General features: G+C 42.7%; 18 protein-coding genes. 13 read left to right on the plus strand and 5 right to left on the minus strand.

Annotated elements, in window-relative coordinates; translation table 11 throughout:
* Window positions 1-3: 3 nt before the first annotated feature.
* The 9 genes from KKZ03_RS02095 (at window position 4) to KKZ03_RS02130 (ending at window position 9621) form a co-directional block, all read left to right on the plus strand.
* Window positions 4-534, plus strand: a complete 531-nt coding sequence (locus tag KKZ03_RS02095; protein WP_243219753.1) for a serine O-acetyltransferase — start codon at window positions 4-6, stop codon at window positions 532-534.
* A complete protein-coding gene (locus KKZ03_RS02100; RefSeq protein ID WP_243219754.1) occupies window positions 527-1846 on the plus strand; it encodes a WecB/TagA/CpsF family glycosyltransferase in 1320 nt (439 codons plus the stop codon). The genes KKZ03_RS02095 and KKZ03_RS02100 overlap by 8 nt, the downstream gene beginning before the upstream one ends.
* Window positions 1847-2029: 183 nt before the next feature.
* Complete coding sequence (locus KKZ03_RS21945; RefSeq protein ID WP_371744919.1) at window positions 2030-2179, plus strand: hypothetical protein; 150 nt, start codon at window positions 2030-2032, stop codon at window positions 2177-2179.
* A 22-nt stretch (window positions 2180-2201) separates the two neighbouring features.
* The gene (locus KKZ03_RS02105) at window positions 2202-2561 is read left to right on the plus strand and encodes a sugar transferase (RefSeq protein WP_256451992.1); all 360 of its coding nucleotides are present in this window, start codon (window positions 2202-2204) and stop codon (window positions 2559-2561) included.
* A complete protein-coding gene (locus KKZ03_RS02110; RefSeq protein WP_243219755.1) occupies window positions 2561-4012 on the plus strand; it encodes an NDP-sugar synthase in 1452 nt (483 codons plus the stop codon). The genes KKZ03_RS02105 and KKZ03_RS02110 overlap by 1 nt, the downstream gene beginning before the upstream one ends.
* A 68-nt stretch (window positions 4013-4080) precedes the next feature.
* On the plus strand, window positions 4081-4569 hold the full coding sequence (locus KKZ03_RS02115; protein ID WP_243219756.1) for an ATP-binding protein: 489 nt from the start codon (window positions 4081-4083) through the stop codon (window positions 4567-4569).
* 228 nt (window positions 4570-4797) lie between these two features.
* Window positions 4798-5136, plus strand: coding sequence for an STAS domain-containing protein (locus KKZ03_RS02120; protein WP_243219757.1), 339 nt, complete (start codon window positions 4798-4800; stop codon window positions 5134-5136).
* Between the two features lie 202 nt (window positions 5137-5338).
* Window positions 5339-8452 (plus strand): response regulator, encoded by a 3114-nt coding sequence (locus tag KKZ03_RS02125; protein ID WP_243219758.1) that lies wholly within the window; start codon window positions 5339-5341, stop codon window positions 8450-8452.
* A gap of 2 nt (window positions 8453-8454) precedes the next feature.
* Entirely contained in the window at window positions 8455-9621 is a 1167-nt protein-coding gene (locus KKZ03_RS02130; protein ID WP_243219759.1) for a PP2C family protein-serine/threonine phosphatase, read from the plus strand.
* A 340-nt stretch (window positions 9622-9961) separates the two neighbouring features.
* Here the strand turns inward: KKZ03_RS02130 and KKZ03_RS02135 are convergent, their stop codons facing one another.
* Window positions 9962-10963 (minus strand): helix-turn-helix domain-containing protein, encoded by a 1002-nt coding sequence (locus KKZ03_RS02135; RefSeq protein ID WP_243219760.1) that lies wholly within the window; start codon window positions 10961-10963, stop codon window positions 9962-9964.
* A 225-nt stretch (window positions 10964-11188) separates the two neighbouring features.
* Here KKZ03_RS02135 and KKZ03_RS02140 point away from each other — a divergent pair, with 225 nt between their 5' ends.
* Entirely contained in the window at window positions 11189-11635 is a 447-nt protein-coding gene (locus KKZ03_RS02140; protein ID WP_243219761.1) for a hypothetical protein, read from the plus strand.
* 246 nt (window positions 11636-11881) lie between these two features.
* Here KKZ03_RS02140 and KKZ03_RS02145 read toward each other — a convergent pair whose 3' ends face one another.
* Window positions 11882-13327 (minus strand): glutamate synthase subunit beta, encoded by a 1446-nt coding sequence (locus KKZ03_RS02145; RefSeq protein ID WP_243219762.1) that lies wholly within the window; start codon window positions 13325-13327, stop codon window positions 11882-11884.
* 69 nt (window positions 13328-13396) lie between these two features.
* On the minus strand, window positions 13397-18016 hold the full coding sequence (gene gltB, locus KKZ03_RS02150) for a glutamate synthase large subunit (protein ID WP_243219763.1): 4620 nt from the start codon (window positions 18014-18016) through the stop codon (window positions 13397-13399).
* Window positions 18017-18382: 366 nt separating this feature from the next.
* Between gltB and KKZ03_RS02155 the strand changes: the two genes are divergently transcribed.
* Window positions 18383-19600 carry an FAD-dependent monooxygenase gene (locus KKZ03_RS02155; protein ID WP_243219764.1) on the plus strand — a complete coding sequence of 406 codons (1218 nt, stop codon included), beginning with the start codon at window positions 18383-18385 and terminating at the stop codon, window positions 19598-19600.
* A 332-nt stretch (window positions 19601-19932) separates the two neighbouring features.
* On the opposite strand, the gene KKZ03_RS02160 is transcribed toward KKZ03_RS02155, so the two are convergent.
* On the minus strand, window positions 19933-20331 hold the full coding sequence (locus KKZ03_RS02160; RefSeq protein WP_243219765.1) for a hypothetical protein: 399 nt from the start codon (window positions 20329-20331) through the stop codon (window positions 19933-19935).
* A 216-nt stretch (window positions 20332-20547) separates the two neighbouring features.
* Between KKZ03_RS02160 and KKZ03_RS02165 the strand changes: the two genes are divergently transcribed.
* Complete coding sequence (locus KKZ03_RS02165; protein WP_243219766.1) at window positions 20548-21969, plus strand: hypothetical protein; 1422 nt, start codon at window positions 20548-20550, stop codon at window positions 21967-21969.
* Window positions 21970-22145: 176 nt separating this feature from the next.
* On the plus strand, window positions 22146-22526 hold the full coding sequence (locus KKZ03_RS02170) for a hypothetical protein (RefSeq protein ID WP_243219767.1): 381 nt from the start codon (window positions 22146-22148) through the stop codon (window positions 22524-22526).
* Window positions 22527-22645: 119 nt separating this feature from the next.
* Here the strand turns inward: KKZ03_RS02170 and KKZ03_RS02175 are convergent, their stop codons facing one another.
* Window positions 22646-24004, minus strand: a complete 1359-nt coding sequence (locus KKZ03_RS02175; RefSeq protein ID WP_243219768.1) for an MFS transporter — start codon at window positions 24002-24004, stop codon at window positions 22646-22648.
* Between the last annotated feature and the right edge of the window lie 75 nt (window positions 24005-24079).

Consider the following 24079-nt stretch of genomic DNA (forward strand, 5'->3'; position numbering starts at 1 on the left):
TCGATGTTTGAAAATATTCGTGAAGATTGGCGAACCTACGAAGGTGATTTAAGTCGGCAAGGCTTGGGAGTCATGCTTGTGTATCGTTTTGGTCGCTGGCGTTATAAAATCAAATATCGCTGGTTACGTTTGCCATTCTCTTTTGCCTATAGAATTCTAAAATTGTTATCGCAAATTTTGACAGGCATCGATTTACCTTGCGAAGTGCAGGTGGGTCGTCGCTTAACGATCGAACACTTTGGCGATATTATCATCAGTGGTGATGTTATCATCGGTGATGATGTCGTGATCCGCAACGGTGTCACTATTGGCTTGAAACGCACCGGCATTTCAGGAGCGCCGGTTATTGGCAACCGTGTTGATATTGGTACCGGAGCCAAGTTATTGGGCGCTATTCGAATTGGTGACGACGTAGTCATTGGCGCAAATGCCGTGGTGCTACAAGATGTTCCGGCCAACTCCTTGGCGGTAGGCGTACCGGCAAAGATTAAACCACGTTCTTTCAAAGCAGTGAACGAGCACCGCAATGTCTAAGTTGATAACTACAATACCCGGTCCGTTGGGACAGCGACCGCGCCCTACTATTTTGCGTTTACTGCGGCCTTGGCTGTTCCTTGTCCAATCCGCTCTGCCGCGTATTTTCGATGTGGTCACAAGCCTGCTACTACTATTACTTTTATTGCCACTATTACTGCTACGGGGATTTATTGCTTACAGCCAAACCGGTTTGGCTTTTAATCGGCAAATTCAGATTGGACGTTTTCAACAACAGTTTGAACGCTTGTCTTTTGCAGGCTACTTGCCAGGTCAACAACTGGCAGTATTATTAAATGTATTGCGCGGCGATTTGGCTTGGGCAGGCCCACGTCCTGTCAGCCCGGAAGAACTTTCTGCCTTGTCAGTGAACGCTTTGTTTCGTTTTGGCGTCAGACCGGGGGTTATTTCTCCGTATGCACTCAGGAAGAAAATTGGCTTGGCTTACGATGATGAGCGAGTAACTGATCATGAATTTTATTATAGCGCGACGGCTAAAGAACATATTGGCCTGAGTCTACGTGGCGTCGTTGGTTCATTACTAACTGGCAATCAGCCTAGACCCACACCGCCAATCCTACATTTTTGGGGTGTCGATATTGTCAATACCAGTATGGCGGAAGCTTTGGATTGGATTGAACAGCGTATCCTGCAAAAACAAAAAGCCCTGCTGGCTTTCGTCAACCCTGCTTGCCTGAACATTGCTTATACGCACACGGAATATCGGGATGTATTACAGACTGTAGAGCGCGTATTACCGGATGGCATCGGGATTAATATCGGTTGTCGACTACTTAATGAATCATTGCTCGCTAACATTAACGGCACCGATCTGTTTCCGCGTCTGTGCGAACGCGCGGCTAAAAGTGGCTATAGTTTGTTTTTATTGGGTGGCTTGCCAGGTATTGCAGAGCTTACGGCTCAGGCGATGCAAGAACGTTATCCTAATCTGCTCATCGCTGGTGTTCATGATGGTTATTTTTCCAGTGAACAGGAAAGCCAGGTCATCGAAACCATTAATAAGTCCGGCGCGGCCCTTCTATTGGTGGGTTTCGGTGTGCCTCAACAAGAATTATGGTTGGCGCGTCATCGTGAACAATTACTGCCCACTGTCTGTTTTGGTATCGGCGGGTTGTTCGATTATTATTCCGGGCGGATTCCACGTGCGCCGGTTTGGATGCGTGAAATCGGGTTGGAGTGGACTTGGCGACTACTTCAAGAACCCGGTCGAATGTGGAAGCGCTATCTGATTGGTAATCCCTTATTTCTTTATCGTGTTTGGTTGCAGCGTCAGCAGGGGTCAAAACTATGAATTCTAATTCTTATTTACAAAGTAAACTATTACGCCGTTACAGCAGCATACCCTATTTTCAAGGATCTATCTCTTTAATCTATAGAGTTAAAACGGTTGCTATGTTTGGCCGTGATTTGCGGGACTTATCCGTTAAAGCGTCTGATTAATATAGTCTCAGTTATCATTTTATTAATTTTGCTCATGCCTTTATTTTCCATCATTTTGGTGCTTATTTATCTAAGCACACCGGGTCCGTTATTCTGTAAGCAAACTAAGTTGGAGCGCTTGAGTAAGTTGTTCACAATGTGTCAATTCTGCTCCATGTACCTCGACGCGGATGACCTGCTATAAAGAAGTGATGGCGGAAAATTAAATGACCGAAGGATTGATCTTTAAGATGAAAAATAACCCGCCTATTAGCCGCTTTATTAGTAAGGCCTTCATTAATGAATTACTCCCATTATGGGATGTTTTAAAAGGTGATATGTCATTGATTAGTCCTCGTCCTGCACTGCCCTCCGAAATCAACCATTATTCCTTACAAGATTGTCAACGACTGGAAGTCATTTTTGATATTACTTGTATTTGGCAAGTATCCGGGCATTCCAACATACCTTTTCCGCAACAGGTGCAACTGGATGAGGAATACATTCAATCCCAGTCGTTATTAGTTGATCTTACGATGCTGTTAAAAATTATTCCTGCGATTTTATTAAGTCATGGAGCTTACTGATGGATGTCATAATTTTCGCAGATCGTAAAGGACAAGAATTATTGCCGTTGACGGAAGCAGTTTGCGTACCTTTATTACCGGTGGCCGGGAAAATGGTTATTGAGTATACCTTGGAAGCGTTGGTTGATGCAGATTTACGAAAAGCTCATATTATCCTCTCGCCTTATGCAGAGCAGGTCAAAAAAACGCTGGGCAATGGTGATCGCTGGGGTATACAAATAACATACAGCACCAGTCGTGGTGAAGAATCACCCATACAAGCGTTGATGCAGCTTCAACAAACGCCTGTACCACCCTTTTTAATACTACGGGGTGATATTATCCGTAGCGGACAAGTTAATGCTTTTTTGCAGCAGGCACAAACACAATCAGCGCCCTGTGTACATGCGCTGTTTGGCGATGAAAATGCTTATATGCTGTTCTGTCGTGATTTGCTTCATACTGAATTGGACAGTTTGAATTGGGTAACATCCATTCAAAAACACCCAACCAATTTTACGATCAATCTAATAGGTTCAGTGGCCAAGCTGGATTCACTCGCCGCCTTCCATCAGGCCAATCTGGATGCAGCGGTAGGACGGATTGCCATGCTATTGGTTCCGGGTCGCCAAACCAGTATCGGCCTTACACAAGGCCGTAATACCCAGGCGTACCCTCAAAACTTAAAGCAAGGCATCGCCTTGATTGGCTCCAATTGCCATTTACATCCTTCTGTTGAATTAAGTGGAGAAGTTGTGATCGGTGATAATGTTATTATTGACCGTTTAGCCACTATCGAATCATGTGTCATATTACCCCACACCTATATTGGTGAATTAGTGGAACTCCGTAACGCCATCGTTCGAGGTAATGATCTCATTCGTGTCGATAATGGCTCAATACTGAAAATTAGCGATGCTTTTTTACTCGCCGACCTAAAGACCACCACCTTCAACAAGGGTTTAAGATCAATTTTTAACCGCGTTGCCGGCTTGACATTATTATTACTGAGCTTACCTCTTTGGGTTTTTGCCTTGGTTTTTAGTCTGTTGAAAAATCCTGCAGAGCCTTACTGTAGCCGCCGTTTACGCGGAAATAAAATAGAACCAAATGCTTTTGGCATGCCGGAACGAACCGAGTTTACGGCAGGAGAATGGCAGATAAGCACACCCGTGCTACGTTACTTGCCTCGTATTCTTGCGGTTATCAGTGGCGATTTGACGCTCATAGGCACCTTGCCGGTCAGTATTGAAACTGCAGCGCTCCGTACCACGGAATGGGAGAATCTTGCCGATCAAGCCCCTGCAGGGTTATTGGGGCCAACACAGTTACACATACCTATTGACGCTTCTGAAGACGAAAAGCTGATGAGTGATTCTTTTTATGCGGCTCATTTTAACCTCAGGCAGGATTTGCGCTATTTATTACAATCCCTACAGGCACTTGTTTCGCGTAAAGCCTGGTTTGGCTAAATGCCTAACTTCTAATTCGTTTACTGCTTGATCCATACTTTAAATAAAATACCAAGGTTTTATTCTGAATGATCATCACTAAAAATAGAACTACTGGAATCACCTTAACGATAGCGAGCGTCGCTAAATGCGTTTCGCCTTTATGCGACGCGCTTCATGGGCTCTGCCTTGATGCAAGTGGCAGCGACTCGTGCGCCCATGCTGTCCAGCTTGCTGTCGTCGAAGCGCTCAACAATGTTATATTGCACGCTTATAATAATCAGCCAGATAATGATATCGTTGTCCAATGGCGTCCGGAAAACCGCCAATTACGTATTGAAATTATCGACTACGGTCTATCCATAACTTCTTTGCCGGAGGCAACATTAACGGCCTGGGATGCGGAAAGCGGTCGTGGCTGGTGGATTATTAATGCGTGTGTGGATGAATACTATTACAAAGTGATTGAATGTATCGAACGTAAACGGGTTTACAAACCAAAAAGCAATAACGACTATTCTGAAGATGTAATGATTAAATCACATTGCAATATTTTGACTTTAATCAAAAAATTTTAACGTTAATCGGATGTATTAAAAAAGCCCTCATGATGCTCGGACTGCACATAAAACTTCGACCTAAACACCTAAAAAATAAAATAATTTTAAAAATCTGAGTAACGAGATTACAAACCCTTCACGCTCCAGTTTCAACATAACAACATAACAACATAACAACATAACAACATAACAACATTATTTTAAACAAAAAGGCTTACCCCCCCCCACTATAAACAGGATTCTTTAATGATCTTACATGAACAAAAACATAACGACATTGATATAATTGAACTATCAGGCCGCTTCATCATGGCTAATACAGCGGAAGTCCGTGAACGATTGAAAGCCTTGATAGATAAAGGATCAGGCAAGCTCATCATTGATATGGAAAAAGTCACTTTTATTGATTCCGCAGCCTGTGCTGTGCTCATATCTGCTTTTAAGAATATGAAAATTAAATCAGGGCGTTTAATTTTAGTCAACAGCCCAATTGTCCAATCGTTAATTGAGCTAACCCGTCTGCACACCATTTTCGAAATATTACCTAATCTGCCTGCTTCTTTAAGTCAATTGGCAGATAAATGAAGCTATATGTCAAGATACCAAGTTTTAAAATAATATGAATCAATCCAAGCTTGTTCGTGTCCTTTTATTGGTTGATGAGCCAATCGAGGCTCAGCGAATACAAGTTTGCTTACGACAATTTAAAAATATTCCCCTTGAGGTTATGAGGACTTCAGTCCCCGGAGAAGCACCCAAGAAATTCATCGATTCCAGATCACAAGATATGAACTTTAAGGTAACTTGGGTTAGATCGTTAACCGAAGCACTAAAGAAAATTGCTGAAGCTCGTTTCGACATCCTGATTCTAGACTTATCGCTGCCAGATTCACAGGGACTATCTACCATTAACTTGGCTTTAAAAGCCGCTGACTCGGCAGCCATCATCGTGCTAATCGATTATGATGAAATTGGTTTTGCCCTCACTACCTTACAAGCCGGTGCCAAGGATTATATTCTAAAGGGTGACTCGGGTTATGAAGGACTAATACGGGTTATGCGGAATGTATTGAACCGCGCTGATATGGAAACCCGGAACCCTCTATTGGTTGCTGCATTAGAAGCAACTGCCAATGCAATTATTATAACTAACAAGGATGCTGTTATAGAATGGATAAACATGTCATTTACCGTTCTAACTGGTTACAGCTTTAAAGAGGCATTAGGAAAGCGACCTGCCGAGCTATTAAAATCAGGTGTACATGACCTAACGTTCTACCAAAAAATGTGGCAAAAACTTGATAAGAGAGAACACTGGCAGGGCGAAATTACCAATAAAAACAAGGATGGCAGCCTTTATGTCGCTGATGTGGATATATCACCCGTATTCAACAAGAATGGTTCATTATCAGGCTACGTAGAGATTCAAAGGGACATTACCGATAGTGTAGTACGATTGGCAATATCGAAAGCATTACAGCAAAACACACCTCTTAATGAGAGATTTAAACAGGTTATGAATATTATTTTTGATATTAAGCTGTTTAATACAGAACGTAGAGGCTGCGTATTTCTTCAAGCTAAAGATGAAAACTATTTGACCCTGTTTTTACTGCATGGAGAATTTAGTAAAGAGTTTATTGAAAAGGAAAACTCTACTCATTGTGGATCTTGCCTCTCTGAACATGCGCCCGTTTCAGGGAAAATATTTGTTTCTGATGATTGTTTCTGTGATCCGCGTCCTGAGCATAAATTTACCAATATGAATGCACATGGTCATTTCATCGTACCTATTACTTATGGTGATGAAGTCCTTGGGGTATTATTTCTTTTTACGGATCCTTATCCATTACAAACCGAAAATCGACTCACTATGTTTAAACAAGTAGGTGAGCTAATGGGACTTGCCTTACGTCAAGAAGAAGTAAAAAAGGATTTAGAAACGGCAAGAGATATGGCCATGCAGGCTTTATTGGTAAAAAATGGCTTTCTGGCCAATATGAGTCATGAAATCCGTACCCCCATGAATGGGGTATTAGGCATGCTGGATTTACTGCGCGAAACAAAAATGACACCTAACCAACAGGACTGGCTTGAGACAGCACACAGTTCAGGGAAAATCTTACTCGAAATCATTAATGATATTCTGGATCTTTCCAAGCTGGAAGCCGGCAAGTTTGAAGTTGAACAGAATGATTTTAATCTGATTGATTTAGTTGAGGATATTTGCGCATTACTGGCTAATCGAGCTCATGCCAAAGGACTGGAATTGAACTGTTCATTACCCTTATCATTATCTTTAAGCTGGCGCGGTGATGCCCTGCGTATCCGGCAAGTATTAACTAACTTAATCGGTAATGCCGTAAAATTTACCGAGCATGGCGAGGTCTCCGTGAGCATTATCCAAACAACTACGGATGGCTCAAACGAACTGCGTTTTGAAGTACGTGATACCGGCATCGGTATTTCACCAGAAGTGCAACTGTGCTTATTTAAGCCATTTACCCAAGCAGATAGCTCTACCTCACGACGTTTTGGAGGATCGGGGTTAGGCTTGTCAATCAGTAAGCAATTAATCGAGCTTATGGGCGGCACTATTGGTGTAAACAGCCTCCAGAGAACTGGCTCTTGCTTTTGGTTTACCTTACCATTGACAGAAAGCAAGAGCGTCGAAATAGCAAAGTCATTTTACGATTTTGTCAATAAACGTGCATTGATTGTTGATGATAATGCGACTAACCGTAATATTCTTGGCACTTATTTAAAGCGCTGGGAATTAGAGGTAAGTGAAGTTGATAATGCCAGCGCCGCATTGATGCAATTGCAGACTTCAGCGCTTAAAGGACTGACTTACGATTTAATTTTACTAGATATACAGATGCCGATTATGGATGGCTTAACTTTGGCAAAATGCCTCGCGCAAATACCCACATTAGCGAAAATACCAATTATTTTATTATCATCGGGAGACAATCTTGAGCCAGCCGACTATCAAGGTACCTCAATTGTTCAACGCTTGCTTAAGCCTACACGTCAATCACAACTCTTCGATGCAATTCTCAATACCTTGCAGAGTGACTCAGAAAAAACTCGGCAACCAACCCGACCTGAGCTTCAACTGCCCAGTTATCACGGAAAAAAAGTGCTCGTTGTAGAAGATAATAAAATCAATCAAAAAGTTATTACTGCGAGACTGGCCAAATTAAACATCGTTCCTGATCTTGCCGAAAATGGTCAGATTGCCTTGAATAAATTGACACACAACAGATACGATTTAATCTTCATGGATTGTCATATGCCTATCAAGGATGGCTATGCTACCACCCGTGAATTACGAATACTGGAAACCAGTCAGGGCTTTTCTCGTCAAACCGTTATAGCCCTCACCGCCAACGCTATGGAAGGAGAACGCAAAAAATGTTTGGCTGCCGGAATGGATGATTATTTAACAAAGCCGATCGTTTCCGAACAATTTACGGCCATATTGGCGGAACAATTTGGACTACAAACCACTGAAAGAACCCCACCTATAATTGTTGAAAACAATCTTCCGGTAAGCGTTTGGGATACTAAATTAACACTTAACAGTTTGGATAGTGATAACGATTTACTGAACGAAATGATAGCACTATTTATAATAGAAAGCCCCAAGCAACTCAGTGAATTATTAAGGGCTCAGGAAACCGGTAATCTTCTTGCCCTGACTAATGCAGCGCACGCTATTAAAGGTACCGTAGCTCATTTTTACGCAAAGTCGGCAAAAGATTGTGCCGAAGCATTGGAACGAGCAGCACGAAGTGGTCAGTCCGCTGATTATCAGGGCATGACTGACGCTTTGGTAAACGCGGTAACTGATTTAATGAATCATCTGGAGATAGCGAAAAATAAAGAGAATATCTAAAAATGCGTATTCTTATCGTTGAAGATAATTTACTTACTCGTGTGATGATGGAGAGATACATTGAAAAATGGGGCTATACTTTTTACTCTGTAGACAATATCAATTCGGCGTTAGCACTAATTTTGACTGAGAAAATCCAAATGGTCATTACCGATTGGATTATGCCCGGCGGTAATGGCACCGTTCTTTGTCAGCAGGTGCGGGCATTGAAATTACCTTTCTACACCTATTTAATACTAGTCACCTCTCTCGAAGATTCACAGTATGCAGTGGAAGGCATGGATGCAGGCGCAGATGATTTTATTCGTAAACCACTTCATTTTGATGAATTACATGCACGGATAAAGGCAGGAAAGCGCGTATTAGCGCTGGAAAAAAAATTAACAGAAGCCATTGAGATCATTAATCGCGATTTAAGTCTGGCGGCTAATATGCAACATAGTCTACTGCCTATCGCAACATCGAATATTCAGGGTATCAGCATTGATTGGCTACTCTATCCATCGACTAGTGGGTCTGGCGATACTTTCAATTTTTTCCGGCTGGATGAGAGCCATGTCGGATTTCATATTATAGATGTAGCAGGACATGGTATTGCTTCGGCCATGCAATCTTCTATACTAAGCAGATTAATGTCTCCAGATACGACTTGTAGTAATCTTTTAAAATTTAGCTCACCGGAAGCGCCCTATTACGCCTTGAGATCAGCACCTGCTGTCATAACCAATTTAAATCAGGACTTTCAGACAGATGTCAACAATATTCTTTTTTTTACTATGATTTACGGCGTGATTGATACAATTTCACGTACAATTGATTTATGTCAGGCAGGACATCCATATCCGATTTTTTTACCATCAGGTAAACCGGCAGAATTTATTATTGGTGGCGGTCTACCTGTTGGAGTAATCATTGAAGCAACCTATCAATCAGTTCAACTGAATTATAATTCGGGTGACCGCCTTTTTTTATATTCGGATGGCATTACAGAATGCGAATCTGTTAGTGGCGAAATGTTCGGTGCCGAGCGATTGCAATGGTTTGTTAATGAAACACGACATCTAAAAATTAGCGAGGTTATTAGTCAAATTAACGAACTTATAAGCTCGTGGCGAGGTGGTAACTACTTCGAAGATGATGTTTCCCTGGTAATTCTTGAATTTTGTTAACGGGAAACGCTAAGAAACCGAACTCAACCTTCTTTAAATGTTATATTAAATCAACTATCACATAATTCATTTTTTATAATTACTACATAGTTCAGCTATGAAACACACTGTTTCATCTTTAACAATAGTTTGCTTCAAACACTCAGGTAATAATCTAATTTGGCTGATTCTATGGTGGTTCCTTGACAGACAAATTGGCAATTAACACCTGCAGTCCTGCCCGCCATTTAAGATAACACAATCATCTTCAAGCTCAACATGCAAATGACGCCTATCAAAACACTCATCCATCTCAAATTCAACGGCAATTTCGCGGCAGCAAACAAGTATTGAGTATCTTCTAATTCACCTTACAGCCTTGAATCCGCTTAAACTCACTAGGAGAACAACCAAACTGTTGTTTGAATGCACGACTAAAATGTGCTGCATCGTTAAATCCCCAGCGAAATGCTATAGCAGATAGTCTATGACCTGTATAAACCGGATTCAACATATCCTTCCGACAATTATCCAGCCTACGCATCAAGACGTAACGCATCAGTGAAGTCCCTTCATCTTCAAACAAGTTGTTAATATATCGTGCAGATAAACTTGCGTAACGGGTAATCATTCCTGTATCGAGAGCAGAACTACGAAGATTTTGCTCAATAAATGTCTTGATATTATTAATAGAGACAGCTCTACTTCTGGAAAGATTACCGCCTACCGGGCGTACCGATGTTATCGCTAATGCCAGCAAATCCAGCGCATAAGCTGAAAGTGCAGAAAATTCATGGGTTTGTAACTCGCCTGCATGAGTCACACACGAATGTAGGAAATTTGATGCTACAAAGCCGATTCCTTGGGCACCAGGAATACGCAGTGCAGTGCAACGATCTATCCCCGCAACCCTGTCCCTAAATATAGCCCGTGGAATTGAAAGAATCAGCTTGGTAAACTCGCCAGGACAATGAATTCGATGTGGCAGGGTCGCATCATAAATAGTCATATCCCCAGGCTGAAGAAAAACCTCCCTTCCATTTTGTTCCAGGAGGTAATCACCGGAAATCAGCATAATGACAAAGTAGGCATTCTGACTGTTCAAGTGCGGCTCGCTGGGCAATCGCTGAAGTGAAATGGCACTGGATTGAATGGTCGATAACTGAAGATTCTCCCAGGGGTAAATAGTCAAGTCTTGAGACAAGTTACCATGAGCGGGTGAGGTTATTTCAACATTAGTGTACTCACGACAGATCACCTCACGCAACCAGTCGTATCTTTCGCGCGGTGCAATATCTTTAGTCGAAAACTTGAAACTGGCTCTGTCCGTTTTAAACAACAGTTTAGAGGATGATACCATCATATTTATACACTCGGGTTTGCTCAAGAAAACAGTTGCTCATGCATCCATTTTATCGTCGAAGCAACCGTTACAGTCAAGTTTTAGCTCCGCGTCACACCAGCCAGAAAAAATAAAAAGCGTCATACTAAAAACTTAATCAGCTAAATAAAAGCGACTTTGTTAAGTATCTGACACACCAGTCACTAAGCAATGTTGATTTTTGTCAAAACTTTCAGGTAATCAATTATGTATCAAAATTCTAAACATGCGGGCAATATGGTTTTACTTAGAGGAGCCACCTTATGGCTATTAGTGGCGCTGGTTTTGGCATGGTGCCTGGTTTTTATGAAATTAGAAGTCACTATCATAAAAATGATTTTTAAAGATTTCCATAGATTACTCCAAGGGCATATTGATTTTTTGTTAATGAGTGCGTTAATTTTAGGTTTTTATGCCGCAAAAGTACCATTGCCATGGCATGTCCAATGGCCAATGGTTATCGGTGCATTTACCAATTCAAGCTTGTTCCTTATGCAATCTATGTTTCCAGTCTTGGAAGCACCAGCAGAGGGAATATTTTCAATGGCATTCCGTATTTTTTTAATGCTAAGCCTTACAATCACGACATACGGGTTTGGTATGGGGGCGATTATTATTTTCAGATCAACGCTTAAAACGGCATCTTCTGACTAATCAAAGGTAAACCAATCAAACTACTCGAATTAAAGTTTTACAATATCGCATTGTACCGAGCTGTTCTTGTTACTTCATCATTAGTCGCATTTCCATACTTCCCGTCCAGCCGAGCCTGGACGGATCTTTTTATTGTATGCATTCCAGTGAGTTATTGAACATGATGAGACTATGTTCGACTACGAAACTTGGCTTTTTCTTAGAGTCATCGAGGTTAACCAATAAAAAAAAACCTGCCAAAAACCATCACCTTGGCAATTCTGAAGCGCCCATCAGATATTCATCTACGGCTCTGGCAGCTTGCCTTCCTTCGCGTATCGCCCACACTACCAGCGATTGTCCACGCCTTCCGTCACCTGCGGCAAAAACTTTATCGACACTGGTACTGTAGTGTTTTTCGTTGGCTTTAATCTGTCCGCGTCCATCCAGCTCAACGCCGAGATCCTGCAACAAACCTTCATGTACGGGATGAACAAAGCCCATCGCCAGCAACACTAAATCGGCTTTCAGCGTAAAAGTACCATCAGGTTTTTCACTCATTTGCCACTGTCCATTTTCTTGCTTCCATTCGACTGCTACCGCGTTCAGGTGGGTAATAATGCCATTCTTGCCGGTAACGCTTTTGGTATTGGCGCTCCAGTAACGGTGTTTAATACCTTCATCATGTGAAGAAGTCGTACGTAATTTGTTGGGCCAATTCGGCCAGGTAAGTAATTTATTTTCTTTTTCAGGCGGTTGCGGCAAAATTTCCAGTTGCACCACTGATAGTGCGCCTTGCCGTATTGATGTACCAATACAATCAGAGCCGGTATCGCCGCCACCAATAACTACTACATGCTTGCCCTGTGCAGAAATAGCGACCTCATCTGCGATGGGATCGCCGGCGTTGCGTTTGTTTTGCTGGCGCAAAAAATCCATCGCAAAATGCACGCCCTGGTAATCATTACGGCCAGCGACTTCCAAGTCACGTGCTTTTTCCGAGCCGATTGTTAAGACCACCGCATCGTATTCGGCGAGTATTTTTTGCACAGGAATATCTTTGCCGATATTACTGTTAGGTCTAAAGCGAACGCCTTCGGCCTGCATTTGCGCGATACGCCGGTCAATATGAATTTTTTCCATTTTAAAGTCAGGAATGCCGTAGCGTAACAAGCCGCCAATACGGTCATTTTTTTCATACAACACCACTTCATGCCCAGCGCGAGCCAACTGTTGAGCGCAGGCCATACCAGCAGGCCCTGAGCCTATCACAGCGACGCGCTTACCAGACCGCTCTGTAGGTATCTGAGGTTTTACCCAGCCCATTTCCCAGCCTTTATCAATAATGGCCCGTTCTATCGATTTAATGGTTACGGGTTGATCATTTAAATTAAGTGTGCACGCGGCTTCACAGGGCGCAGGACAAATACTGCCGGTAAACTCGGGGAAATTATTGGTGCTATGCAAAACCGCCAGTGCCTCTTGCCAATCACCACGATAAACCCCATCATTCCATTCGGGGATAATATTATTAACCGGGCAGCCCTGATGACAAAAAGGAATGCCGCAATCCATACAACGTGCGCCTTGCTCAGCCATCTCAACATCGCTGGGGGCTAACGTAAATTCTCGATAATGCTTGATACGATCACTTGGCGCTTGATAGCGCCGTTCAGCTCGCGGTAATTCCATAAAACCGGTTGGCTTGCCCATCTCAATACCTTCTTAAAAAATGGTTACACAGTTGCTGTAGCTTCGCCTAAAGGACGTAGGCGAGAGGCGTTAGCAGGACGCGGAAGCTTGTTTTTCCTGAATTTGTTTAAGCGCGGCGCGATAATCAACCGGCATCACTTTGATGAAGCACGGTAAATAATCCTGCCAATTTTCCAGAATGTGTTGCGCGCGCTGACTACCCGTATAGCGTTTATGATTTTGAATCAAATGCTTCAAGCGCTGGGCATCATGGCGTGTCATATCAGACATAATGTGGATACGTCCATGCGTTTCCAAATCGCCACCCTGGTGCGCCACCATTTCCAGAATTTCATCTTCTGCCAGAACCGGTTCAAGCTCAACCATAGCCAAATTACATAACTGATCAAAATTGTTTTCTTTATCCAGTACATAAGCCACACCGCCTGACATACCAGCGGCAAAGTTACGCCCGGTTTTGCCAAGCACGACGACAACTCCACCGGTCATATATTCACAACCATGATCGCCAACGCCTTCAACAACCGCAATAGCACCAGAATTGCGCACGGCAAAACGCTCACCGGCAATACCGTTAAAATAACATTCACCGCTGATTGCACCATAGAGCACAGTATTGCCGACGATAATATTTTCCGCCGGATCAATAGGACACTCTTTAGGAGGATAAATAGCGATACGTCCGCCGCTCATGCCTTTCCCTACATAATCATTACCTTCGCCTTCAAGCTCGATACTGATGCCTTGCGCCAAAAACGCACCAAAACTTTGACCGGCAGTACCTTTAACATGAACGACAATGGTATCCTCGGGCAAACCTTTATGACCATAACGCTTGGCAACTTCGCCAGATAACATGGCACCAAAAGTACGGTTGATATTACGAATCGGGGTATTGATAACAACGGCCTGTCTATTTTCCAGAGCTGGCTGTGCTTGTGCGATTAACACATGATCTAGCGCCTGTTCCAAACCATGTTCTTGCTGCTCGCAGTGATAAACAGCCGTGGAACTGTCAACCTCAGGCTTATAGAAAATTCGGCTAAAATCCAGTCCGTCCGCTTTCCAATGCGACAACGCTCGCTGCATATCCAGTTTATCAGAACGCCCCACCATATCGTCAAATTTACGAAAACCCAATTTGGCCATCCACCGGCGGACATCTTCGGCGATCATAAAGAAATAATTAACGACATGTTCCGGCTGTCCGGTAAACCGCTTCCGAAGCTCGGGATCTTGAGTGGCTACACCCACCGGACAAGTATTTAAATGGCATTTACGCATCATGATACAACCCGAAACAATCAGCGGCGCAGTCGCAAAGCCAAACTCGTCAGCTCCCAACAAGGCACCGATGATGACATCTCGCCCGGTACGCAAACCGCCATCAACTTGTACGGCAATGCGTCCGCGCAACTTGTTAAGCACCAGTGTTTGATGCGTTTCAGCCAGGCCAATTTCCCAAGGTAAACCGGCATGTTTAATCGAACTCATCGGACTTGCGCCGGTGCCGCCATCATAACCGGCAATAGTGACATGATCGGCATGGGCTTTGGAAACACCTGCTGCCACCGTACCTACACCTACTTCAGACACTAATTTAACGCTAATACGCGCTGCAGGATTAACGTTTTTTAAATCATGAATAAGCTGCGCCAAATCTTCAATCGAATAAATATCATGGTGCGGTGGCGGTGAGATTAAACCAACACCTTTTGTGGCATGACGAACTTTAGCGATAATCGCATCAACTTTATGTCCCGGTAATTGACCACCCTCACCCGGCTTGGCGCCCTGACTGATTTTAATTTGAATGTCATCGGCATTGACCAAATACTCAGTAGTCACACCGAAACGTCCCGATGCCACCTGCTTGATCGCAGAACGCATAGAATCGCCATTAGGCATAGGCTTAAAGCGTTCAGAAAGTTCACCACCTTCACCGGTGTTGGATTTGCCGCCGATACGATTCATGGCAATCGCCAAGGTCGTATGCGCTTCATAGGAAATTGAACCGAACGACATAGCCCCTGTCGCAAAACGTTTAAGAATTTGGGCAACCGACTCGACTTCATCCAGGGGCACTGGATTTGCCTCTTCCTTAAAGCTCATCAAGCCACGTAAAGTCAGCAATGTTTCATTCTGTTCATCGATTAAACGACAAAAATCTGCATAGCCCTCTGCGCTATTGGTACGAGTGGCATGTTGCAGGGTACTGATAGTTGCCGGTGTCCAGGTATGCGCTTCACCACGTATGCGATAAGCATATTCCCCACCAGTATCCAGTGCATCCCGATATAACGGCGCATGACCAAACGCCAAACTATGGCGACGCAAGGTTTCTTCGCTAATTTCCGGTAAACCGGCACCTTCAATCGTACTGGTGGTACCGGTAAAATAACCTTCCAAAAAGGACTCTGCCAAGCCTATGGCATTAAAAATTTGTGCCCCGCAGTAAGACTGATAAGTTGAAATACCCATTTTGGACATCACCTTAAGCAAGCCTTTTGACACCGCTTTAACATAACGCTTATGTGCTTCATACTCGGTAAGACCTGGTATATCCTGGCAAAATCGGGAAACCGTGTTGAAAGCCAAATAAGGATTAACCGCTTCTGCACCGAAAGCTGCCAACAGTGCAAAATGATGAACTTCGCGCGCTTCGCCGGTTTCGACGACCAAACCTGCTTTAGTGCGTAAACCTTCACGGGTAAGGTAGTGATGCACCGCAGATGTCGCCAACAAGGCGGGAATGGCAACATGTGCTGCATCCAGATCACGATCAGAAAGCACCAAAATATTATTGCCGTCTTTAACGGCCTCTTTAGCCGCCAGATAAAGCTTATCCAACGCTCCTTCCATTCCGCTTGCCCCCAAATCAGAGGGATAGCAAAGGCTTAAGGTTTTTGTTTTAAAAACGCCACCGGTACGCGCTTCAATACGGCGAATTTTTTCCAAGTCCTCATTGGTCAAGACAGGCTGTTCCACTTCCAACCGCATGTGCGTACCACCCTCATCCAAGCCTAGCAAGTTAGGCCTGGGACCAATAAGCGAAACCAAAGACATGACCAATTCTTCACGGATAGGGTCTATAGCGGGATTAGTCACTTGGGCAAAACCTTGTTTAAAATAATCGTATAACAGGCGCGGGCGCTGCGACAACACCGCTAACGCGGCATCTATACCCATTGAACCAATAGCTTCTTGCCCTGTTTGTGCCATTGGTTTTAAGATAAATTCAATATCTTCCCGGGTATAGCCAAATGCCTGCTGCCGGTTTAAAAGGGTAGCGACATCCGGTGCCATTGCTGAAATTTCATGGGGTAGCATGGATAGCAAAATTTGTGTTTTATCCAACCATTCTGAATAAGGATAGCGGGCAGATAAATCCGCCTTCAATTCTGCGTCATCAATGATGCGTCCTTGCACGGTATCAATCATAAGCATTTTTCCCGGTTGCAATCGCCATTTTTTAATAATTTTATGCTGCGGTATATTCAGTACTCCCATCTCTGACGCCATAATGACAAAATCATCGTCAGTAACCAGATAACGTGCAGGGCGCAACCCATTGCGATCCAATGTTGCCCCGATCTGACGACCATCAGTAAAGGCAATCGCCGCCGGCCCATCCCAAGGTTCCATCAGGGCAGCGTTATATTCATAAAATGCGCGCAGTTTTTTATCCATCAAGACATTGCCGGACCATGCTTCAGGAATGAGTAACATCATGGCATGGGCAAGCGTATAACCCCCGGCAACCAATAATTCAACGGCATTATCAAAACATGCAGAATCCGACTGTCCTTCAGCAATGAGTGGCCACAGCTTATGAACATCCTCACCCAAAACCTTGGATGCTATTGAATGCCGACGCGCGGCCATGCCGTTCATATTACCCCGCAAGGTATTGATTTCGCCATTATGGGCGATCATACGGAAAGGGTGAGCCCTATCCCAGGTTGGGAAAGTATTGGTGGAAAAACGCTGATGTACCAATGCCAGCGCACTGACAATACGCTCATCACCAAGATCTGGGTAAAATGGACCGACTTGATTCGCCAACAACATACCTTTATAAACCAAAGTACGCGTTGATAACGATGGCACATAAAAAGAGCTGCCATTGTATAAGTTTAAAGCGCTAATGCTATTTTCAACTTGCTTGCGAATAACAAACAACTTGCGCTCAAAGGCATCCTGATCGGGGCAATCGACACCACGCCCGATAAAAATCTGCCTGATAAATGGCTCAACCCGTTTTGCCGAAGCACCCAACTCGTGATTATCAACAGGTACATCACGCCAACCTAAAAAAATGGCTTTTTCCCGGGCAATGATTTCAGTAAACAGCCTTTCACAGCACGCCCGATCGGATAAATCGCGTGGTAAAAACACCATACCTACCGCATAATTTCCTTCAGCAGGTAGCGATAAGCCTTTTTTTTCATACTCGGCACGTAAAAAAACATCAGGCATTTGAATCAAAATTCCCGCACCGTCACCAGCATAGGGATCAGCACCAACTGCGCCACGATGCGTCAGGTTTTTAAGTAAATCCAAACCCTGTTTTACAATCGCATGACTTTTATGGTTTTTAATATGAACAATAAAGCCCACTCCACACGCATCATGTTCATTGCGCGGATCATATAAACCTTGCCTGGCCGGTAGCGTACTTTGACTCATGATTACCTCAAAAAGAAATTACAAAAGCATTACTATTCCCCTTACAGCCCCTTGCCCGGCACATGTATTTAGTGCTTCCATCAGAAGGCATCGGTGGGCAAAATCGCTAATTTATCTAAATGATAAATAAATCTCTTACGTTATGTTTTACAACACTTAACCAACAATCGCAAGCATTCTGAAAACAGTCATAAAATGGTTGAACTGGAAAAACGCTAATGACTATAAAATCAAAAAATTGTTGCCGTATAAATCTAAAACTCATCGGTCATTAACGCTAGCGTAATAGAGGTATTTTCTTAATCATTAAATAAGTATGGTATCTTTCTTGGTATGTTGGATGCTTGAATTTATGGTCGATTAATTATGAAAGAAAAATTTGATGTTGTAATCGTAGGCGGTGGCATGGTTGGAGCCGCCGTTGCCTGTAGCCTGGGTGGCAGTTTATTAAAAGTTGCGGTTATCGAGAGTTCTCCGCCACTGCCTTTCGCGTCTGATCAGCCGCATGATTTGCGGGTTTCTGCTCTCAGCATTGCCTCCAAAAATATACTTGAAACCGTCGGAGCCTGGCAAGGCGTTATTAATCGACGCTTTTGCCCTTTCCGTAGAATGCGGGTATGGGAAACTGCAGGTAACACCGAGTTTTGTAGTGATGATATCAACTATCCAGAATTGGGATATATCGTAGAAAATCGAATAACTCAATTAGCCTTATTGGATCGCCTGCAAGAATTTGACAATGTCGAACTGATCTGTCCAGTCAGTATTAAAAAAATCAATTACGTCGCCGGAAAACCGAGTGAAGTGGAACTGGAAGACGGGCGCATCTTGTCTGCAAAAGTTTTGGTTGCCGCCGATGGTGGCCAATCCAAAGTCAGACAAACAGTAGGCTTGGGTGTAACCAGTTGGGATTATAAACAACACGCCATGGTTATTTATATTGAAACTGCTTATGGACAGCAAGATATCACCTGGCAACGCTTTTTACCTAGCGGTCCTCAAGCATTTTTACCACTGACAGGAAATTATGGCTCTATCGTCTGGTACAATTCGCCTGATGAAGTCAGTCGTTTAAAATCCTTATCACTTGAGGCATTGAAAGATGAATTGGTTGCCGCCTTCCCTGCCTGCCTCGGCAAAGTGAACCGTGTGCTGGGTGTGGCCAGTTTTCCGCTTAAGCGACAACATGCCCAAAATTATGTTAAACCCGGCATGGTTTTAGTTGGTGATGCGGCGCACATGATTAATCCTCTGGCAGGGCAAGGCGTTAATATAGGTTTGCTGGATGCAGCAGCCTTGGGTGAAGTGTTGCTTGATGCAGCAAAAAAAGGTCTCGAACTTGGTGATTTAACCGTTTTAAAGCGCTATGAACAATTGCGTCGCAATGAAAACCTGAAAATGATGACGGTTATGGATATTTTTTACCAAATATTCAGTAATGAAATATTACCCGTAAAACTGATACGTAACTTAGGCTTGGGGCTAGCTGAACGAATTTTGCCAGCTAAAAATAAAGTCATGCGCAGTGCGATGGGCCTGGAAGGCAAATTACCCAAACTGGCTCGGGGCGAGCGGATTATTTAAATTCCGCCGGCACACAAATAGCTTACTACCGTCAGGTATTACTTCATCTTGCCCGGTAACTATGATGAATATCGGGCAATAAAAAAACTTTGCCCGACCTCCCGGACTTTGCCATACCTGATTACAGAGAATGGCTTAGTTAAATAAGACCGAAAAATCTCACACAATCTTGCTCAAGTCTTATCAAAAAGGGAGCAACGTTTCCGGCAGAGCAAGGATGTTTGCCGGAAACGTCAATTCCAGCTTTTGCCTCAACAGACTTGTTTCAGTCTTTATTTTAGCAAGTTATAAAACGTGGAAATCAGGTTGCAAATCCCGTAAGGCTTCGTCTGTTAGTGTCTCAGCAATACCTTAACTTTTTGAGCGGCATGTTCGCAATCAATAGCCGATTTCTCAACGCGACGACTCAAAAAAAAGCCAATATTCAAGCCTTCACTTTCCCGGGAAGCATATTCATTAAGTGGTCCACAGGCTTGCTGCATTTTTTGCTCAGCAAGTAATAAATCATCATGATTATTTTCACTATCCGCTTCCAAAAGCGCCATAATTTCGCTGGTCATACTATTTTGAAGCTTAAACACGCCTTCCACATAACGTGTGAACTCTTCCTTCGTTTGGCCATTTTCACCATAGCGCCCCACCAAAGGCGTCGCACACCCTGATATTATTAGCATAACCGACATCAACATCAAGCTTGATAAACTAACCAAACCGGCATTCCATTTTGTCATTTTATCCTTGCACAAGTCTTGTTAATTGAGATGTTAATATACTATGAATCGGATTTATCCGAGTACAAAAAAGCAACGAACGGGTAAAGAGGTGTCGTTTTATAAAAATAAAAACAGCTTTAATATCACCCCTGTTTTATGTATTATCAAAACAGCCTTCGGTGTATACTCCAAAGGCTTTATATCTCAAAAACAAGTAAACACGAGATCAAACTGATGACTGAAAAGACGCCAAGCAAATATCTGATCAACCTTGAAAAATACTTCGCTAATGACAATCCGGCATTGCTAAAATCAGCAAAAGTCTTTCATGATCTGGATCAAATTGAATACGATCTTGGTCTAATTGAAGCCGATGAAACGACTGCCAGTAAAAATTCATGGTGGCCAATAATCAGTTTGATTGGCGGCAATTCAACGGCAAAATCCCGGTTTATTAACAGCTACCTGAACATCCAGCAAGTAGTCTCGGGGATTCAGGCAACCAACCACAAATTTACGGTACTCTTACAAAATAGCCAAAACAATTCCGCGACGTTACCTGGCACAGCATTGGATGTTGATCCTCGCTACCCCTTTTATCAAATCAGCAGAAAAATGGAGCAACTGCAAAAAGGTGAAGGTAACCGGATTAATTCTTATCTGGAATTAAAAACCATCAACAGTGAGCGTCTTAAAGGTAAATTGTTCATCGATACACCCAATATCAGTGCGGTAGAAACCAATCCGATTAATTCAATGTTTATAAATCATATTGTTGAAAACTCTGACCTAGTGTTGGTTTTCACCGATGTATTTGAATCAGCATCGCCAATGCTTGATGACTTAATACAATGTATTACCCTTCACCAGGATTCCAATAAATTTGTTTACCTGATAGATGATCCTTTGGCAACGCTCAATCCAGGCAAAGCCAATGAAATCATTGCCTCCTGGCAAAGAAAGCTGTCGGGAACGGGGTTAAATACCGGACAATTTATTATTGTCCCCAATCAGCAAAACAGTATTAACCCGCTAGACAAAGTCGATTTTTCCGAAATCGACGAGCGCATGTCCAATGTTGCCTATAATCGATCCTATCGTGTTCTGGACTCACTGGAAAAAAACATACGCGAGATTGAAGACGTAATAATACCGGAAGTTAAAAATGGCATCCTGCTATGGAAAGAACGCGTCAATATCTCCAGCCTGATTATTCTTTGCTTTATTGCTATCCTGGCAGTTTTTGCTGAAATAAATATAGGAATTTTGGAATTTTTAATTGACCCTATTATTGGCCCTATATTAATCGCCATCTTATTGGCAATTATGATGCCTGTACATCTATTAATTAGCAGACTACATGCCAAGTTAATTATTACCAAGCTTAATGAACGCCAGAAAGAACTACACTTAATGGAGAATTTGGCTAATCTCTTTGAAAAGAACTTAACCTTTATACACATGCTGTTACCCATTAACGAACCGGCGGCCTGGAATAAAAAAATGAAGGCCCGCTTAATCGAATTAACCGATAAAACTAAAAATCTGGTGCAATCGTTGAATGATAACTTTGGTACTTATGATGAACAAGTCTTCACAGACTACCAAGAAGATGAGCAATCCGACTATGTGGATTTATCAAAATTTAAAACATAATTGCAGGTTTTAAAAACTTATTATTCTGACAACAAGCATGACTTGCCATGTTAACTATTGAAATTCTAAAACAATATTTGCCTTTGTGCTGGCTTAAACACAACCCGCTTGAGCTAACAAGATCAACAAGTTTTTTTAAACAAAACTTGTTTTTCTATTTTATTTTTGAGTATTTCATGCAAGCGAACATGACTGACGATCCTTTTGAATCGTTTATTGAAGTCGCTATACAAACATTGTTAACGTTACTGTTTATAGGCGTAATACTGCACTTGAACAAGGCCTTATATGCCTATATACAAGTAACAACAGCCATTTTGGTTTGTGCCAATATAATCTCTGTTTTCGTCACTCCGGTTTTAATCTGGCTAACTGTCAGTGAAGATCTTTTAAGTTATTATAGTTTGGGGGTATTGTTCCTGTGGGAATTTATAGTGATGGCCTATATTTTCAGGCAAATACTTGCCATTACTTCTGCCGCCAGTCTGGCTCTATCATTGCTTTATTTTATAGCAACTTATTTTGGTGCGTTCGCCATAGGCAATATATTGATGTAGGCCTAATTTTTCAAACATTAAATATTTAATTCATGTGACTGTAAACTCACATAGATAACATTCTTTTAAGGGATGTTATCTATCAGAGGATTTAAAGTCTTTAAGCTAGCAGACCTAAACTACCCAACATATTGGGTAATCAGACCTTGTAACTCGTTTCTATCCAGTTGATGATTATCAACTTTGAGATAAGCCACTGCCTCATCGTAGTGCAAGGTAATTTCCTCTACCCCGTTAATTTTTAACATCGCCGCAACAAAATCATTGGCTTCCTGCTCGTTAATTTTTTCCAAGGAGATAAGCAAATTGGCCCAATAGCGAGGCGCTTTCATACTGAGTGACAGTATTAACCAACTCAATGCAGCTGCTGCACAAAATAAAAACACGCCGCTGGCACCATATTCGCCATAGCACCAACCTCCTACCCCACCACCAATACCGGCACCCAAAAACTGGGAGGTTGAATAAACGCCCATTGCCGTTCCTCTTAAATCACCCGGTGCAGTCTTGGAAATTAATGACGGCAAAGTGGCTTCCAATAAATTAAAGCCGGTAAAAAACAACCAAAGAAAACCAATAATTGCCGGCAAAGACGCATTAAACTGCATTAAACCCAAATCAGCCAGAACCAATGCAGCAATAGCACCGATGAATACCGGTTTCATCTTGCGTTTTTTTTCTGCCAAAATAATGAACGGAATAATGGCGGCCATTGAAATAACAAAAACCGGTAAATAAACTTTCCAATGCTCAGCAGGCAATAAACCGGTATCACGCATTAATAATGGTACAACTACAAAACTGGCCGTTAAAATGGCATGTAAAATAAAAATGCCATAGTTAAGTCGTAATAATTCCTTGTTTTTTAAGATATTAAAAAACTGGCCGGGAACCAGTTCGGCATCCCGATGAACTTTGGATTGCTTTGGGTTGGGTACTTGATAACGAACAACCCAAATAGCGATTAATGATAACCCTGCAATCAGCCAGAATATCCCGTGAACGCCAATAAATCCGGCAATGACCGGCCCTGCGGTAATGGCAACTCCAAAAGAGACGCCAATACTGAGACCAATTAAGGCCATCGCTTTAGTGCGATGTACTTCTTGTGTTAAATCGGCCACCAAAGCCATAATAGGTGCAGCTATTGCACCCGATCCTTGTATCGCTCTGCCCAATAAAACCCCATAAATACTGCTTGAAAGCGCTGCAACCACACTACCGATCAAAAACAGTATCAAGCCGATGATAATAATTTTTTTTCTGCCAAACCGATCCGACATTAAGCCAAAAGGAATTTGTAAAATTGCCTGACTAATACCGTAAATACCGATAGCCATACCGATTAATGCTGGTGTTGAGCCTTCAAGTTGTTCGGCAAATAATGACAATACCGGCAAAATCAAAAACAAGCCCAGCATGCGTAAAGCATAAATACTTGCTAAAGACCACGTTGCTCGCTTTTCCGATGAACTCATCGGACTCGTAATATCCTGCACTTTTGTCAAAACCGGTTGCTCCTGTAGGCTTAAAATTTAAGTATCATAAACAGG

This window comes from Methylobacter sp. S3L5C, from assembly GCF_022788635.1.
GTDB lineage: Bacteria > Pseudomonadota > Gammaproteobacteria > Methylococcales > Methylomonadaceae > Methylobacter_C.

Bases quoted from the DNA above. Each gene is read 5' to 3' on its own strand.
- KKZ03_RS02095 (WP_243219753.1), top strand. From the start codon at position 4: ATGTTTGAAAATATTCGTGAAGATTGGCGAACCTACGAAGGTGATTTA.
- KKZ03_RS02100 (WP_243219754.1), top strand. From the start codon at position 527: ATGTCTAAGTTGATAACTACAATACCCGGTCCGTTGGGACAGCGACCG.
- KKZ03_RS21945 (WP_371744919.1), top strand. From the start codon at position 2,030: ATGCCTTTATTTTCCATCATTTTGGTGCTTATTTATCTAAGCACACCG.
- KKZ03_RS02105 (WP_256451992.1), top strand. From the start codon at position 2,202: ATGACCGAAGGATTGATCTTTAAGATGAAAAATAACCCGCCTATTAGC.
- KKZ03_RS02110 (WP_243219755.1), top strand. From the start codon at position 2,561: ATGGATGTCATAATTTTCGCAGATCGTAAAGGACAAGAATTATTGCCG.
- KKZ03_RS02115 (WP_243219756.1), top strand. From the start codon at position 4,081: ATGATCATCACTAAAAATAGAACTACTGGAATCACCTTAACGATAGCG.
- KKZ03_RS02120 (WP_243219757.1), top strand. From the start codon at position 4,798: ATGATCTTACATGAACAAAAACATAACGACATTGATATAATTGAACTA.
- KKZ03_RS02125 (WP_243219758.1), top strand. From the start codon at position 5,339: ATGAACTTTAAGGTAACTTGGGTTAGATCGTTAACCGAAGCACTAAAG.
- KKZ03_RS02130 (WP_243219759.1), top strand. From the start codon at position 8,455: ATGCGTATTCTTATCGTTGAAGATAATTTACTTACTCGTGTGATGATG.
- KKZ03_RS02135 (WP_243219760.1), bottom strand. From the start codon at position 10,963: ATGATGGTATCATCCTCTAAACTGTTGTTTAAAACGGACAGAGCCAGT.
- KKZ03_RS02140 (WP_243219761.1), top strand. From the start codon at position 11,189: ATGTATCAAAATTCTAAACATGCGGGCAATATGGTTTTACTTAGAGGA.
- KKZ03_RS02145 (WP_243219762.1), bottom strand. From the start codon at position 13,327: ATGGGCAAGCCAACCGGTTTTATGGAATTACCGCGAGCTGAACGGCGC.
- gltB (WP_243219763.1), bottom strand. From the start codon at position 18,016: ATGAGTCAAAGTACGCTACCGGCCAGGCAAGGTTTATATGATCCGCGC.
- KKZ03_RS02155 (WP_243219764.1), top strand. From the start codon at position 18,383: ATGAAAGAAAAATTTGATGTTGTAATCGTAGGCGGTGGCATGGTTGGA.
- KKZ03_RS02160 (WP_243219765.1), bottom strand. From the start codon at position 20,331: ATGACAAAATGGAATGCCGGTTTGGTTAGTTTATCAAGCTTGATGTTG.
- KKZ03_RS02165 (WP_243219766.1), top strand. From the start codon at position 20,548: ATGACTGAAAAGACGCCAAGCAAATATCTGATCAACCTTGAAAAATAC.
- KKZ03_RS02170 (WP_243219767.1), top strand. From the start codon at position 22,146: ATGCAAGCGAACATGACTGACGATCCTTTTGAATCGTTTATTGAAGTC.
- KKZ03_RS02175 (WP_243219768.1), bottom strand. From the start codon at position 24,004: ATGAGTTCATCGGAAAAGCGAGCAACGTGGTCTTTAGCAAGTATTTAT.